Origin of the sequence: Nocardia sp. NPDC005825 (assembly GCF_040630175.1) — a bacterium.
GTDB lineage: Bacteria > Actinomycetota > Actinomycetes > Mycobacteriales > Mycobacteriaceae > Nocardia.
Genome location: NZ_JBEXXC010000002.1, coordinates 58,860 through 72,920 on the forward strand (window position 1 = coordinate 58,860; position 14,061 = coordinate 72,920).

A 14,061-nucleotide genomic window follows, 5' to 3' on the forward strand; every position below is an offset into this window, starting at 1 on the left:
AAGGGACCACAAAGACAAGCCGCCCTCGGAGAGCGAAGGGGTTGGAGGTCATGGGTGTTCAAGCCTATTCGCCGAGTCGTCCGTTGATGGTCGGTGCCGGCCGTCGTGCACTGCCGGATTGGCATGAGTTGTTCGCGGCGTTCTGCGGACATATCGGCGATGATCCGGACGCACATCCGGTTACCCGGTGCGCGCGGAGGCTGGCCGAACTTCACACGACACGGCAAGACCATGCGGCCGCGGCCATTCTCGACGGTGCGAGGCGCGCATTGATCGCCAGCATCGACGGTTGGGTTGCCCGGTGCGCCCCGCACTCCGCTGAGTGCAGTCAGTCGTTGGGACAGGCGGTCGACCGGATGGCCGTGGCCCATCTGAAGGCGATTGCGGCGCTGTTTCGCGAATCCGACGAAAGCCGGGTGCACGCCGAATGGCACGCGCTGGGCCTTTTGGCTACCGAGTGGTCTGACCTGGTCGAAGAAGCCGTGAACGGACAACCACCGCTGCCCGGGAGCATCGACCACCGATTCCAGCGAAGCCCTCTAGAGCGCAAGTCAGGAGAACCACAATGGCCCCTCGTCGAGTTGCCGTTGTAGGGCAGGGATTTGTTGGACTACCGGCGGCGATGCTGGCGGTCCGGGCTGGTCATTCGGTAGTCGGGTTCGACACCGATCCCGACCGGGTTCTCCGGCTCGAACACGGTGATTCCTATGTCGCGGATGTGTCCTCGGTGCAGCTGCGCGAGGCGTTGCGCTCGGGCCGGTACCTGCCGACCGGCGATCCGGATGCGTTGAAGGGCTTCGACGTCGCGCTGATCGCCGTCCCGACCCCAGCCATCGATGAACGTCCGGACTTGAGCTGCGTAGAGGCGGCGGCCAAGACCCTCGCGGTGCACCTGCGGCCGCGGTGCCTGGTAATCCTCGAATCCACAACGTATCCGGGCACAACAACCGATGTCGTCGCACCGGCTCTGGAAGTGTCGTCCGGCTTGAAGGCAGGGCGTGACTTCCAGCTCGGCTACGCGCCGGAACGGCTGAATCCGGGGACCGGCTTCGACAGCGTCGTGCACTTGCCGAAGGTTGCAGCCGGGATCGACGCCGAATCGCTGGGCGCGGTTGTCGAATTCTGGTGCGACCTGGTCGATACCGTCGTCCCAGCACCCGATATCCGCACCGCGGAGTTCGCGAAGCTCGCCGAGAATGCCTTCCGGCTGCTCAACATCTCCTTCGTCAACGAACTCGCCCGCGACGCGGCCGCATTGGGGGTATCGGTCTGGGCGGCGCTGGACCTGGCAGCAACGAAGCCGTACGGCTTCATGCCATTCCGGCCGGGAGCCGGTGCCGGGGGCCACTGCTTGCCCGCGGACACCGCCTACCTGACGTGGTGCCTGCGGACTGCGGGGTATCCGTCGCCGCTGATCGAAGCAGCGGCACAGGTCAACCGGGATCAACCCCGCTATGTGGCCGACCGGATCATCACCGGCTTGACTGGGCGCAGCGGCACCGTCCCCACTGGCGCGGCGCTGATCGTCGTGATCGGGGCCACCTACAAACCCGATATCGCAGATCTGCGGAACTCATGTGCCCTGAAGGTCGCTACGGAACTGCGCCTCACCGGTACTGAGGTGATCGTTGTCGACCCGTTCGCGGCCGAGGTCGGTGCGCTGGCCGAGCTCACACCGGAACTGGTGACCCAGGCCGCAGCGGTCGCCGTGCTCGTCGCCCACCGCGACCTCGACCCCGATCTCTTGCGCTGTGCGCGGTACGTATTCGACGCATGTGGCGTGTTGGAACCCGGACCCAATATCGAACACCTTTGAACACCAACAGGTTTCGAACAACCAGAGGAGAGAAATCATGCCCGCTCAGAAGATCTTGATCACCGGCGGCGCGGGATTCATTGGATCCCACCTGTGCCGGTACCTGCTCAAGACCGGCAGCGATGTCACGGCGGTGGACAACTGGTCGACCGGCCGGGCGGACAACATTGCCGATCTCATGGACAACTCGCGGTTCACGCTGCGCGCCACCGATATCACGGCCCCTGGCGCGCTCGTCGAACTCGACGGGCTCACACACGTCGTGCACCTGGCCTGTCCGGCCAGCCCGAAAGCCAACACCAAGATGCCGCTGGACACCATCCGCGCCTGCTCGGTCGGCACGCTCAACGTTCTGGACCTCGCTGCCCGCACCGGCGCCCGCGTGGTGTGCGCGTCGAGTTCGGAGATCTACGGTGACCCGCTCGAGCATCCGCAGAACGAGACCTATCGCGGCAACTGCGACCCCGTCGGAGCGTTCAGTGCCTACACCGAAGGCAAACGGGTACTCGAAGCCGCGGCCGCGGCACACTCGCGCGAGGGCACCAACGTCGGAATCGTGCGGCCGTTCAACGTCTACGGCCCGAACATGTGGCCCGACGACGGCCGTGTGGTGTCCTCGTTCTGCGCGAGTGCCCTGCGCGGCGGAACTCTCGAGGTCGCTGCAGGCGATCAAACCCGGTCCTTTTGCTACGTCGACGATTTCATCGACGGCGTGGCGGCGATGATGGGCTCAGATTCGTTCGGGCCGGTCAACCTCGGCAACCCCGCCTGCGAGGTCTCGATCGCCGCGCTGGGGGAGCTGGTTGTTCAGATCGCGGGCAGCGGGCGAGTGCAGATCGTACCGGGCCGTGTCGGCGATACGCACCGGCGGCAACCCGATACTGAGCTCGCTGCCCAGGCCCTGTCCTGGGCAGCGAGCACGAGCCTGGAAACCGGCATCGAACGCACGCTGGACTGGATGTCGCCGATCATCCACGCTGAGACCGCGGTGCGGTGATGGCCACCGTGAGGTTCGTGGTGCCGCCGAGCTGGAATAGCGTCACCCCGCTCTCGGAGCTGACCTGTGATGCATTGACGGTCCGGGAGGCTCTCGCATGGTTCACCGACCGGTACCCGGACCTGAGCAAGCGCTACAGCACCCCCGACGGCGAAATCGCGCCGTGGGCTCTGGTGACCCTCAACCAGATTGAGGTTCGCACACTGCGCGGACTCGAAACCACCATCGATCCCCGCGGCGGCGAACTCCAGATCATCGCCGCTCTGATGGGAGGCTGAGGTGCTCGAAGACATGGTCGATATCCCTGCCGCGCAGGTCGAGATCGGTGCGCCGGAACACCACCTCGACGAACTCGCCACGCGCCAGAGCTATGGGCGGGAATGGTTCGAAGACGAAGCACCACAACACCTGTGCGACGTCGCGGCGTTCCGCATCGACCGGACGCCAGTGACGAATGCGGCATTCGCCGAATTCGTGGACGCGACCGGCTACGTGACCGGCCCCGAACAGCAGGGGTATGGGCTGATCTACGGCCAGACGTATTGGCAGGTCGAGCCTGGCATCTGCTGGCGGTTCCCAGCGCCCGGCATCGACGCGCTCGCTGACCGACCAGAGCACCCTGTGCTCCACGTCGACCACACCGACGCGACCGCATACGCCTGCTGGGCTGGCAAGCGGCTTCCCACCGAAGTCGAGTGGGAATACGCCGCGCACGGCGAACTCTGGTCCCCGTATCCGTGGGGCCACCAATGGCGCCCCCACCGCGTCAACTGTGCCGACCACTGGGCAGAAGCACCGGTTCAGACCTTCGGGTGCTGGCAGTCGTGGTGGCAGGACCGCTACGCCCACCACTGTTCGGCTCCCGCGACCACGGAGGTCGGGACCTTCTACCCCGCGGGTGATTCACTGTTCGGGGTCACAGACATGGCCGGCAATGTCAGCGAATGGACGGCCAGCAGCTACACCTTCTACGACCCGGCTAGAACCTACGACCCGGCGTTCGCCGCTGCTAGTCTCCACCGCTATCGCGTGGTGCGCGGTGGCAGTTGGAAGCACCTGCGCTGGCAGATTCGCACCACAGAGCGCATGGCGTGCGTACCTTGGTACAGCTGTTTCGATCTGGGCTTCCGGTGTGCAGCCGACGCTTCATCCGACCGATAACACAAAGGGGTTTGTCATGCAGGTACTTGTCACTGGCGGTGCTGGCTACATCGGCTCGGTCGTCGCGCACCAACTCATCGACGCGGGCCACGATGTGGTGGTGCTCGACGACCTGTCATCCGGGTATGCCGACAACATCCCGGCTGCGGCACGGCTCGAACAGATACCGCTGCACAACATCGACCAGGTCCTCACCCCCGAAGCAGGATTCGACGCGGTGCTCCATTTCGCCGCGAAGATCGAGGTCGCGGAATCCGTCGCCCACCCGGAACGATTCTGGGACAACAACATCCGAGGAACGCTCGCCCTGTTCGACGCAATCCGAGCCGCGGGCACACCGCGACTGGTGTTCTCCTCGACGGGGAGCCTGTACTCGGGGGTGCCGCCGTTCACCGAAGAGTCTCTGATCGTGCCGCAGAATCCGTATGCGGTGACGAAGTACTCGATCGACATGATGATTGCCGGCGAATGCGGACGCCCCGGGACACCGCTGGGGGCTGCGGTGCTGCGCTATTTCAACGCTGCCGGAGCAGTACGCACGGGTGAGGGACGGTGGCTCGCCGAACGCCACGACCCTGAAACCCACCTGATTCCGATCCTGCTGCAATGCGCTGCGGGCGACCGTGACTCGTTCACCCTCTACGGCACCGACTACAGCGAGACACCGGACGGTACCTGCGTCCGTGACTACATTCACGTGTCCGACCTCGCTGGCGCGCACCTGGCCGCGCTCAACGACATTCGCCCTGGCCGGTACGAGGTGTTCAATCTGGGCAACGGTAACGGTTACACCAACCGAGAAGTGATCAACACCGTCCAACAAGTCACCGGCAGCCGGTTCCCGGTTGTTGAGGCGGGGCGGCGCCCCGGCGACGCCATCGTTTCGGTCGCGACATCCGACAAAGCCGCCAGGGTGCTGGGCTGGAAGCCGCAGAGGCCGGACCTGGCGGACATCATCGGTGACGCGTGGGCGGCGTACAGGACGAGCACGCTGTGAATTGGTCCCAGCAGCGGGTTCTGATCATCGCGCCGCATCCCGACGACGAGGCGATCGGTTGTGGCGGTCTCATCAGCCGGGTCATCCGCGAAGGCGGTGAGGTCTTCGTCTTATGGCTGACCATTGCCGACATTCGCGACTTCTCCCCGGCAGGTCGGTCCACCGCGCAGCAGCGGCGGCACGAAGTGCAGGCAGCACATACGTTTTGGCCAGTGGATGGCAGCCATCTCGCTTTGCCCGGCGCTGCCTACAATCTCCGGCTCGATGCCATGGCACAAGCTGATCTGATCGACCTTATCGAGCGCGGCGACCATCCCCTCTCGCTGTCCACGCTCGCACCGACAGTGATCGCATTTCCCGATCCAGGGAGCTACAACCAGGACCACGCGGCTGTCGGCGCGGCCTCCGTCACCGCGCTGCGCCCTGGTCCGGACACGCATCGCCGCCAACCCGCCCTCGCGCTGATGTACGAGGAAGTGGGCGACACCTGGACCAAACAAGCGGTCGTCGCGCCTCGAAACTTCTTCGTCGAGCTGACCACCGATGACCTCGACCGCAAGATCGCCGGGCTTCGGGTCCATGCCAGCCAATGGCGCGACGAACCGCATACCCGGTCCGAAGCCGCGCTGCGGGGCATGGCCGCTGTCCGTGGCGCGCAATGCGGGACGTCGTTCGCGGAGGCGTACTACTGCGCCCGCTGGCGCACATGACCGTCCGCCAGTACTCAGGAGGCAAATCCACAATGATGACCGACCGTGTAGAAATCGGCGATGCCTTCGGGACCGCTCTGCTCGAGGAACTCGAACACGGCAACGCCTTCGAGGTCGCAGAACGCGACGACGGGTTCGTTGGCGTCCACCCCATCGCCCGCTATTTCGCCGAGTATTCCGACTGGCCTGAGCTGGAAAAGGTTGCCATCGACAGCGCCAGCGGACGCGTCCTCGACTTGGGTGCCGGAGCGGGCCGCGCGACACTCACCCTCCAACAACGCAACCAATCAGTTCTGGCCGTTTACAACTCGCCCCTCGCTGTCCAAGTCTGCCGACGGCGAGGCGTTCAAAACATCGTCCTCGGAACTATCTTCGACCTTCCACCCCAGCAGGAAACCTTCGACAGCGTGCTCATGCTCGGCGGCAACCTGGGATTCCTCCAGGGTCCGAGCACCGCAAGAGCATTCCTCATAGCGGCGGCTTCGGTCACCTCACCGAGTGCGCGAATCTTCGGGATCTCAACGGACCCCTACCTCTCTTTGAACCCTACACACCTGGCCTACTACAAACGCAATTTCGAGTCCGGGCGCGTCGGTGGGCAAATGCGCCTCCGGATCCGGCACGGCATCCGGGCCACAGTGTGGTTTGACCTATGGCTCCTATCAGTGCCGGATCTTCAACAAGTGGTGGCCAACACCGATTGGAATCTCGGCGCGGTCCAGCGCGACGGGGCACGCTACCTGGCGACGCTGACGCGCTGTTAGCCGACCGCGGGTGTCGATGGCGGGCCGGCGTGCTCGGAAGGGGTCGACGGCCGGGTGGACCGCACAGAATCCTGCACGGGCCACAAACCGGGGTCTCCCGGTTCTGTTCGAATCCGACTGATTCCCAGCTCTTTCCGTGTCCTACTAGGGCGGCACCTCGAAGACAGGCGGAGAATCTCACCGGGGTCGCACAGTGGCGACCGGTGCTATCGACTGCGCGCGGGTTCAGCGGCGGCTCGTGGCGGCGGCCATGCCACCACCGGCCGCCACCAGCCCGCCGACGATCAGGATCAAGCCCAGCGGCCGCATCCAATTGACGTCCGACGCGGCAGACGCGGCGCGTTGGTCACGGCTCTGCGCGCCCGAACGCGACGACAGACACGTATCACCCGAGGACATCTGATGACCATCACAGCGCGGATGCTGCGCATTATGGGCCGCAGCGAAACTGAGCCCCAAGAACAGCGCGCCGACCAACAGCACGACAACCCCGAGACTAGCGATCCTCCTAGCAGGACTCTGATCCTGTGCAGCCATACTCAAGCCCCCCAAATCACCGACACACGTTGCGCCAGTTCACAAATCGAAAGTTAGTGTAGCTGACAGAAGCGTCCACGCAAGGCGGAGAAATCGCTCATAAATGTGCGACAGGCGAACCCACGCTTCTCGCCGTCCTGTGCGCTTCGCAACCTGGATCTGGGCAGCTTCCCATTCGACTCCTGCGCTATCGTCGGTGGCCCCACAACTGGGAGCGCGGCGGTCCCTCTGCGGTGGCAATCAACATTCCGACCACCGGAGTCCGCAGGCTCGAATGCACGAGCGATCCGGGAACCCAAAGCTAGCGACAGCCCACAGCCCCCAGCTCCATCCGCACGCCAGCGTTTTGCATCGCATTCCACTGCCGAATTCCGCCATACAGGATCAAATGCGGCGGCCTACCGGCCGCCGCCGCCACGCCGCGGCGTCCTCGCTGCGGGCTCTCGCTGCGGCGCCGGCGCGTCGGCCACGACCGTCCGGCCACTCGCCCCGACTCCTCGAACAGCCATCCGCGCAACGATTTCGGGAGTTCGGCGCGAAGGACCGGACCACGCTCCCGTTCAGCCGTCCCTGCCTCCTCATCGGCCCATGGTCTCGCTCCACTCGGACGAGTAAAGGGCGCTCCTACGTCGCGTCGCTCCGCGATGCCTACGGCACCCTTGACACGCCCTCCCTCCACTGAGAGCCGCCTGTATGAGGAAGCGGGGAAAGAGAAGTCGCCAAGACTCGGCCGCGCCTGGCCGGTTCGGACAGCGCGGTATGCGGCGGCATGTCAATGCGCTCCGCAGATCGCGATCTAAGTATCCCACTCGCACACCGGCATCCGATCCGTCAGAGCCTTCCAAGGAAGTGGGGGAACCTCAGCTATCCGATGTCTCATCATCCTGTTCTGTGGCTCCCAAGTCCTTGCGGCGGTTGGGGAAAGCCGCTAGGCCAAGCCGTGTCCTTGTCGTAGTGACATTCCTCGATATACGCGTCATCTAGGGTTGTCGGCCTGGTGAAATCCTCCCCGCGGCGCACTCCTAGTCCGGCCATCTTGGCGCCATCGAGGTTCGAGTAGGCGAGTCGTGCGCGCCCCAGATCCGCGCCTTCCAAGTGGGTGTTGCTCAAGTCGGATCCGATGAAGGTGGTGTCCTGCAGGTCCGCTGCCTCCAACTGGGCATCCGTCAGGTCCGTCAGATAGAACCAAGTTAGTCGAAGGTTTGCACGCATCAAGCTGGCTCCGCGAAGGCAGGCCCCTGAGAGATCGAGCGGGTATGTGTCAACGCTTCGGCGGCTAATGACTGTCAGCGCAGCCTGAACATCGGGGCTTGGCCTTGGGGATACTTCTCGTGTGCATGATTTGCCGTTTGGTGCATGGCTGCGCACGAACGAGGTCAGGACGTCAAGGATAGTGGAACGGTCTGGATCCGAATCTCGCGTCAAACGCTCGAGCGAGTAAATGCCGCCGAGTCGAACATCTATGGTCTGGCTGCCCAGTTGCTCGACCGCCTTCGAAAACCTTGTTGTGATCTCAGTCTGTTCTGCGACCCCGGCCTGTCTGTTAGCGATCTCGACCTGTTTGCCAGCAAACTCGAACGAGTGAGCTGTAAACCACAGGCCCCCAAGAACACCGACCGCTGCTGCGATCGCACCAAGTTTCAGCCAACCGTCCCAGGTCAACACGGCGAGTGTGCGTGTCCTCGCACGGCTGAAGCGGCTCCTCTGCTTCGGCTTGACACTTGCGATGCGCCGCGGTCGCTTCGAGATCGGTCGCGGCCGCTTCAACGTTCTTGCTGGTGGCCGACGGCGCGCAGGACGAGGGTTTCTCAATCGGGTTGTGCGCATAGGGATCTTGCGCCGTGGGGCTTGCCGGTTCTGCGGAGAGCTCACGTCGCCCATCTTCCACCTCCAGTGAGAACTGGAGGCGCATGACCGGGGATGTGGTCGGAGCTTGGGCTCTCCGTGACCCTGCCGGGCTGATGGCCATGCACGGCATTCGGCATTGCAGCGCCTGCCGTCAGGCAGCGGGAAAGCAGCAGGACGTCCGAGACGCGGCAGTACCGACAGGACCGCCCAGCACCTCCCCGCAGTTCAGAGGCACCGCTCAGGCCACCCCGGAAGCCACTAGCAGCGTTCGGGACAAAGAGGTCGCATAGACAGGGGCTTCTGCGGCCCGCCTCGTCCGCCGCGCAGTCCACTCCAGCCAGTGCGGCTCGGCTGATCTGAGGATGAGGGGGACGAGCAATCATGGGCGGCTAGACAACCCGAGGCCGAGCGCGATCTCGCCGCAGTTGTGGAGCATGAAGCCGTTGCCGTCGAAGGCGTGCACGTCGGCCACAGCCACGTCGTAGACATCCTCATGCCCGTCAGGCTCGACGCTAGCCACAGTCGCCGTGTACGGCTTCCAGTAGAAGCCCCGGCGCATGCTGCTCGTGAGGGTCACCCACTTCGCCGTCTTTGCCGAGTTCAGGAAGCCCACCGCCTCCATATGGCGCTCCGCACTTGCTCCGGTGATGATCAAACGGTAGCTACGGCGCGAGGTGTATTTTCCGCCGCGGTCACCCCAATCATGGACTCTCTCGTCCTTGAGATTCCGGATAGAGGACCGGATGCCCAGGCGAGCGAGCATTCGCTGAACCGCATGGAGAGCAGGGAGGTCGATGGACGTAAGCCGAATGCTCACGCCGCCAGCAGTGGAAGCACCCTCGATATGGCCATCTGCATCGAACAGGGCGCGTAGAAAGCCCCGGTAGAAGTCAGACGACGCGCGCTCAACAACGGGCGTGACGGTCTTGTGGCCAGCGGTGATGTTGAACTCTGCGGCGAGGTCGCGGATGCCCGCAGTCTTCAAGCGGTATTGGTCGCTCTTGGGCACGCGACCCCAGCCTTTGAAGTCGGCGCGCGTGCCGAGCTTCATCACCTGCTCGTGGAGGTAGTCACGCACCGGCTCGAAGCCAGGATCGGTGTCCCAATAGGCGACGGCGCCATAGCCTCCGTTCTCGCGGATATGGAAGGTTCCGTCACCAACAAGGTTGCCGAGCACGTAGCCCTGTCCCTCCGTGCCACGACCGCCCCAGCTGGCGCCCTGGTTGTCACTCAGGCGAACGAGGGTACCCCGCTTGAGATCACCGGCTGGGCACCACTCATATTGATCGTCTGTTGCATAGCGGCTCGACTTCGGGGTGTACGTCAGAACCTTGTGGCCGGCAGTCAGTCGTACCTCGTAACCCTCAGAGGTTCGCAGTTTTACGACGTCCTTGGTGCCCGTCTTGAAGAATCCGCGAGAGAAGGTCGCGTAGAGTTTGCCGTCCACGATGGCCGCGAACGGAATGTCGATGAGCCCCTTCACCTGCCGGGCCCCCTCGTTCGTGTGAACCCACGTCGAGCCCACCACGCAAAGGTTCGTCGGGCTCACTTGTCTTACCTCCACCACGTTCAACCATTCACTTCTCCAGTAACCGGACTGCCTGTTGCCCAGCATCTCAGCTACCACTGACAAGCGAACGTGTGTGCCAGTAGGTGTGCGAACGGCGATCCGTCGATGTTGAGATCAGTCCGCAGCTGCTGCGTAGTACTTCTACGCGGAGCCAGCGACGACCAGCGATGCCGCGGAACGATTTCCCAAGTCGGGAAGCCGATTCGACAGAACCCGTACCCAGCCAACGACCGCAAGCGTCGAGATTGGCTAGCTTAAAACCCGCACAGTGGCGGCTCGAGGTCGCTACGCGTCAGCTACGCCGATGGGCACCCGCCCACCCTTGACACAGCCTCCTTTGATCGTTCACCGGGGCCCACCGACATTCCGCCACGCAACCGACCAATTCGCATGATGTCGGGAATCGACAAGATCTCGCACGATGTCCATGAACAACTCATGACTGGGGAAATAGCGCGGTCCAATGCCGATAACGGCAACGACTTCCGACCGCCGGACCCCAATGCGTTCCGCGATGTCGGTCATGGTTGCCCCAGAGACCACATACGCCCAGGACAACAGAGTCAGTAGTTCCTGCCTTGAGGTTGGCGGTGCAACCCTGTCTGGGAGCCCCAATTCGATCGTCTCGCCACGACTTTCCTCCCGGCGAGTAGGTTCCTCTGGTCTCGCTGACGTCAGTTCGACAGGCAGACTGGACGCCGCCAGCCACAAGCCGTGAACTCGCGCGACTGATGCCTCGACATCGCTGTCCCCAATCCTCCGGTTCTGGGCGAACACTCGCACCAGGGACTCAAGATTGCTCCACCGAGGAACAGTCCGACCCTGAAGGGCATCGCTGACTCCTTGGTGGCTCAGTGTGCCAGGGAGGTCGTGCTGATCTCGAATCCACACGCTGATCTCGCGAAGAGAAGGCTTCCCGGCTGCTGCATACAGCTCATGCAAGTACACAACCAGTTGGCGCGTAGCACCCGGCGGTAACTGGCTCTCCCCCGGCAGTGGGATACCAACCATGTTCTCCTGCGTTTCCGTCAAGTGATGTCAAGTTCAAGCTTCGCAGGCTCGCAACCTTCGTGGAGCTTTTCCGGACCGGATGTCAATCCTCGTCCAGCTTTGCCCAGAGTTGTCCAAGTGGTGTACCGACACCCGCAGTCTGGATGTCATGGCCTTCGACCAGCGAGGTCACGAAGGAGGAAGACTATGGCCAAGCATTACAACGGGAAAGTCAGCGCTGACACCGAGAGGAAGGCGTGGACCCGAGTGGTGCTGGGAGGCTTCTGCGCCGGAGTTACACGCGCACTCGCGGACTGGGTACTCCACTGTCTGGTCAGCGGATAGCGCCACAAAGCCGTCGCCATTCTCCAGCCGACAACAAGCACGAGCTATGCTCCGCGGCCAGGCCGTCTTCAGGCCGTCGCGGTCCCGGAACGCGACAGAACTGGGCAGAAGTCACGAGAGTCCGATACCCAGCTCGGAGCATGGTTCGACAATCTTCGTGCATGTGAACGAAATTGGTTGCGAGATCCTCGACATCTTCGAAGGCACCAGCAGATCCAACGGCTCATCGGGGCCTTGTTATCTGATCTGCCCTCGTCAAGACCAACGGGCCATAGGTATGTGTTACCGCGGTCCTTGGCCCAGGTCGGTACCTGGCTCGAATCTGAAGTAGATAGGTATACCGGGTCCGACGGTGATTGCGCGGACACCGCCTTGCTGCTCACCGCCGAACACGACCAACTCTGTTTGCCCAGTGTCGAGCGCGCGCCGGGTACGGTCAAGAACGTAGCGAGCCTCCTCCATCGTTGCCTGGATCGCGAGATCGCCGTACTTGATGTAGCCATCGAAGTACCCCATAGGATTTCCTCCGCTCAAACCCAGAACCGGCCAGTACCACGCTAGCCAGGCTTGTGAACTTCGTGACATAGATTCCCCAAACCCATGGCCTCCGTGGGTAACTGGCATCGGCCCCTACAATCGAGTGCGATCTACGACGACATCAACCGCAGGGTCCGCAACCAGCCGCAGCGGCCCCGATCGCAGCTCGATCCCACCAATGGTGCAACCGAGCCATCTCCCGCTCAGTGGCCAGATCCTCTTGCGTACCAACGCTATCTAACGAATTCCAACGTCGAGAGAGGCCACCTCAAAATCCGCACAGTTTCGGTTCGAACCCGACTGGGGGCACGCAGGAAGCCGGCGAGCACCATCCGGAGCTTCTTGCCGAGGAATTCCGGGGTCGGAACCGACCGCGCCGTGTGCCGCACGACCTGCGCGTGAGTCAGGTACCGCTTCCTCAGCGGGCGACGCCGTAGGCAGGTCCACCTTCTGGCTGCCGCAGAGATTCGGCCTGGACCAGGAGCGGCGGGTAGCAGACACATCTGGAGGGTCCAGGCATGGCCGGTTAGAAGTGCGATTCCGGCGTCCACGTGACGGTTCGCCTCGAAGCTGGTGACCTTGGTGCAGGAGTCGAATCGATCCTCCACCTCCTGCCGACCGAAGCCCCTGAACGCTGGCGAGGTTGTATGGGTCGGCGGCTTGCGGTACCGGCCCAACGAGATCGCAACGGCGACGAGTGCTCAGGACGCACGAAGAGCCCTGCCGGGTGAATAGCGGTCACCGTGACTGAAGTGGTGGCCAACCGGCAGGGCTCTTCTGTGGGTAATCGGCCCTGATCGCATCGTGTTGAATGACTTGATCAAGTCCGAGTCGAGACGCTACAGCATCAGGCCGACAGTCCGGCACGGACGGGAAGCCTCTTCTTGTCTGCACCGGCTCGATGCGCTAGCCGTTGATTTGGTGAACGCTAGGGTTCTATCCGTTAGACGTTCGCGTAACCACCTGCGTTCCAAACGATCCCCTGAAACTGATTCAGCGATACGGGATGCCCTACCGGGACGCCAGGTGCCGGCTGGTAGGGCCAGAAGCAGGAGCCACAGCGGTGACAGTAGTGGCCAGCTCGCCAAACACTTTGAGCGAAGGGAAGCCCGCGAACAATCTGGTGGTTGCGGCGAGTTCGGCGTGACGCGGTCACGAATAGGAGGATCGAAGGTGTGGCCAGCGCCAGGATGAATCCCGTGTTCGCGCCGATGAACCAGGGCAGGGACGAAGTAGCTTCGGGCTCGCCAAGAGCGATGAAGCTGAACAGGAGATAGAAGAGGGCAGGCACGATCAAGAGGATGCCGAGGACGACCAGCTTGCCAGCGGTACGTCGGCTAGGGGCCGGGGCAAGATACTGCGCGAGGCGGGTCGACTCGACTCGCTCGACGGCGGCAGAGCCGATGACTGGAATCAAACCTGCAGAGCTGACACCGATTCCTGAGTGGACGTCGATCCCGCGGACTATCGACGTGCCTGAGGCTTGAACGGCAGGAACGCTCTGAACCTGGTCGTGGCGGCTGCAAGTCGGACACGTGATGTCGATTCCCACGGTGACGTCCCGTCCGGGTGCAGTTGCGCCGCGCTGTTGACGGTCGCCGCGCAACAGCGCCTCTGCTGGTTCCCGGTGATGCGATGGCTTGCTCCATCGAACACCTCGGTGCGGTGCTTGTCGAGTGGGACTGATGGTTCGGATAGGTCGCGTCATCGGCGAGCCCTCTCTGATCATGATGCGTTGGCGGGGGAGCCCGGCGCGGCGGCTGCGACAGACGGGAATGAACGATGCCGC

At 63.3% G+C, this 14,061-nt stretch carries 13 protein-coding genes; 8 read left to right on the top strand and 5 right to left on the bottom strand.

Annotated features, from left to right (window positions below; translation table 11 throughout):
* Positions 1–50: 50 nt before the first annotated feature.
* Genes ABZ382_RS04925 through ABZ382_RS04960 form a run of 8 tightly spaced genes read left to right on the top strand, consistent with a single transcriptional unit; the run spans position 51 to position 6,445 of the window.
* Complete coding sequence (locus tag ABZ382_RS04925) at positions 51–593, top strand: DUF4254 domain-containing protein (protein ID WP_357084217.1); 543 nt, start codon at positions 51–53, stop codon at positions 591–593.
* Positions 566–1,816 (top strand): nucleotide sugar dehydrogenase, encoded by a 1,251-nt coding sequence (locus tag ABZ382_RS04930; protein WP_357084220.1) that lies wholly within the window; start codon positions 566–568, stop codon positions 1,814–1,816. Before ABZ382_RS04925 ends, ABZ382_RS04930 begins: the two co-directional genes overlap by 28 nt.
* A gap of 55 nt (positions 1,817–1,871) precedes the next feature.
* Positions 1,872–2,813: an NAD-dependent epimerase/dehydratase family protein gene (locus ABZ382_RS04935; RefSeq protein ID WP_357084222.1), complete on the top strand. Its 942-nt coding sequence runs from the start codon at positions 1,872–1,874 to the stop codon at positions 2,811–2,813.
* Positions 2,813–3,091 carry a hypothetical protein gene (locus ABZ382_RS04940; RefSeq protein WP_357084225.1) on the top strand — a complete coding sequence of 93 codons (279 nt, stop codon included), beginning with the start codon at positions 2,813–2,815 and terminating at the stop codon, positions 3,089–3,091. Before ABZ382_RS04935 ends, ABZ382_RS04940 begins: the two co-directional genes overlap by 1 nt.
* Position 3,092: 1 nt before the next feature.
* Positions 3,093–3,974: an SUMF1/EgtB/PvdO family nonheme iron enzyme gene (locus ABZ382_RS04945; RefSeq protein ID WP_357084228.1), complete on the top strand. Its 882-nt coding sequence runs from the start codon at positions 3,093–3,095 to the stop codon at positions 3,972–3,974.
* Between the two features lie 16 nt (positions 3,975–3,990).
* Complete coding sequence (gene galE / locus ABZ382_RS04950) at positions 3,991–4,971, top strand: UDP-glucose 4-epimerase GalE (protein ID WP_357084230.1); 981 nt, start codon at positions 3,991–3,993, stop codon at positions 4,969–4,971.
* Positions 4,968–5,681: a PIG-L deacetylase family protein gene (locus tag ABZ382_RS04955; protein ID WP_357084232.1), complete on the top strand. Its 714-nt coding sequence runs from the start codon at positions 4,968–4,970 to the stop codon at positions 5,679–5,681. Before galE ends, ABZ382_RS04955 begins: the two co-directional genes overlap by 4 nt.
* Positions 5,678–6,445, top strand: coding sequence for a class I SAM-dependent methyltransferase (locus ABZ382_RS04960; protein ID WP_357084234.1), 768 nt, complete (start codon positions 5,678–5,680; stop codon positions 6,443–6,445). Before ABZ382_RS04955 ends, ABZ382_RS04960 begins: the two co-directional genes overlap by 4 nt.
* A gap of 225 nt (positions 6,446–6,670) precedes the next feature.
* Here the strand turns inward: ABZ382_RS04960 and ABZ382_RS04965 are convergent, their stop codons facing one another.
* The 5 genes from ABZ382_RS04965 to ABZ382_RS04985 all read right to left on the bottom strand — a co-directional run bounded on the left by ABZ382_RS04965 (position 6,671) and on the right by ABZ382_RS04985 (position 13,824).
* Positions 6,671–6,844 carry a hypothetical protein gene (locus ABZ382_RS04965; RefSeq protein WP_357084236.1) on the bottom strand — a complete coding sequence of 58 codons (174 nt, stop codon included), beginning with the start codon at positions 6,842–6,844 and terminating at the stop codon, positions 6,671–6,673.
* 1,017 nt (positions 6,845–7,861) lie between these two features.
* Positions 7,862–8,644, bottom strand: a complete 783-nt coding sequence (locus ABZ382_RS04970; protein WP_357084238.1) for a pentapeptide repeat-containing protein — start codon at positions 8,642–8,644, stop codon at positions 7,862–7,864.
* 565 nt (positions 8,645–9,209) lie between these two features.
* The gene (locus ABZ382_RS04975; protein ID WP_357084241.1) at positions 9,210–10,379 is read right to left on the bottom strand and encodes an LAGLIDADG family homing endonuclease; all 1,170 of its coding nucleotides are present in this window, start codon (positions 10,377–10,379) and stop codon (positions 9,210–9,212) included.
* 1,638 nt (positions 10,380–12,017) lie between these two features.
* The gene (locus ABZ382_RS04980) at positions 12,018–12,251 is read right to left on the bottom strand and encodes a hypothetical protein (RefSeq protein WP_357084244.1); all 234 of its coding nucleotides are present in this window, start codon (positions 12,249–12,251) and stop codon (positions 12,018–12,020) included.
* Positions 12,252–13,215: 964 nt separating this feature from the next.
* A complete protein-coding gene (locus tag ABZ382_RS04985; protein ID WP_357084246.1) occupies positions 13,216–13,824 on the bottom strand; it encodes a hypothetical protein in 609 nt (202 codons plus the stop codon).
* Between the last annotated feature and the right edge of the window lie 237 nt (positions 13,825–14,061).

Coding starts and splice junctions, on each gene's coding strand:
- ABZ382_RS04925 (WP_357084217.1), top strand. CDS start 51: ATGGGTGTTCAAGCCTATTCGCCGAGTCGTCCGTTGATGGTCGGTGCC.
- ABZ382_RS04930 (WP_357084220.1), top strand. CDS start 566: ATGGCCCCTCGTCGAGTTGCCGTTGTAGGGCAGGGATTTGTTGGACTA.
- ABZ382_RS04940 (WP_357084225.1), top strand. CDS start 2,813: ATGGCCACCGTGAGGTTCGTGGTGCCGCCGAGCTGGAATAGCGTCACC.
- galE (WP_357084230.1), top strand. CDS start 3,991: ATGCAGGTACTTGTCACTGGCGGTGCTGGCTACATCGGCTCGGTCGTC.
- ABZ382_RS04960 (WP_357084234.1), top strand. CDS start 5,678: ATGACCGTCCGCCAGTACTCAGGAGGCAAATCCACAATGATGACCGAC.
- ABZ382_RS04965 (WP_357084236.1), bottom strand. CDS start 6,844: ATGTCCTCGGGTGATACGTGTCTGTCGTCGCGTTCGGGCGCGCAGAGC.
- ABZ382_RS04980 (WP_357084244.1), bottom strand. CDS start 12,251: ATGGGGTACTTCGATGGCTACATCAAGTACGGCGATCTCGCGATCCAG.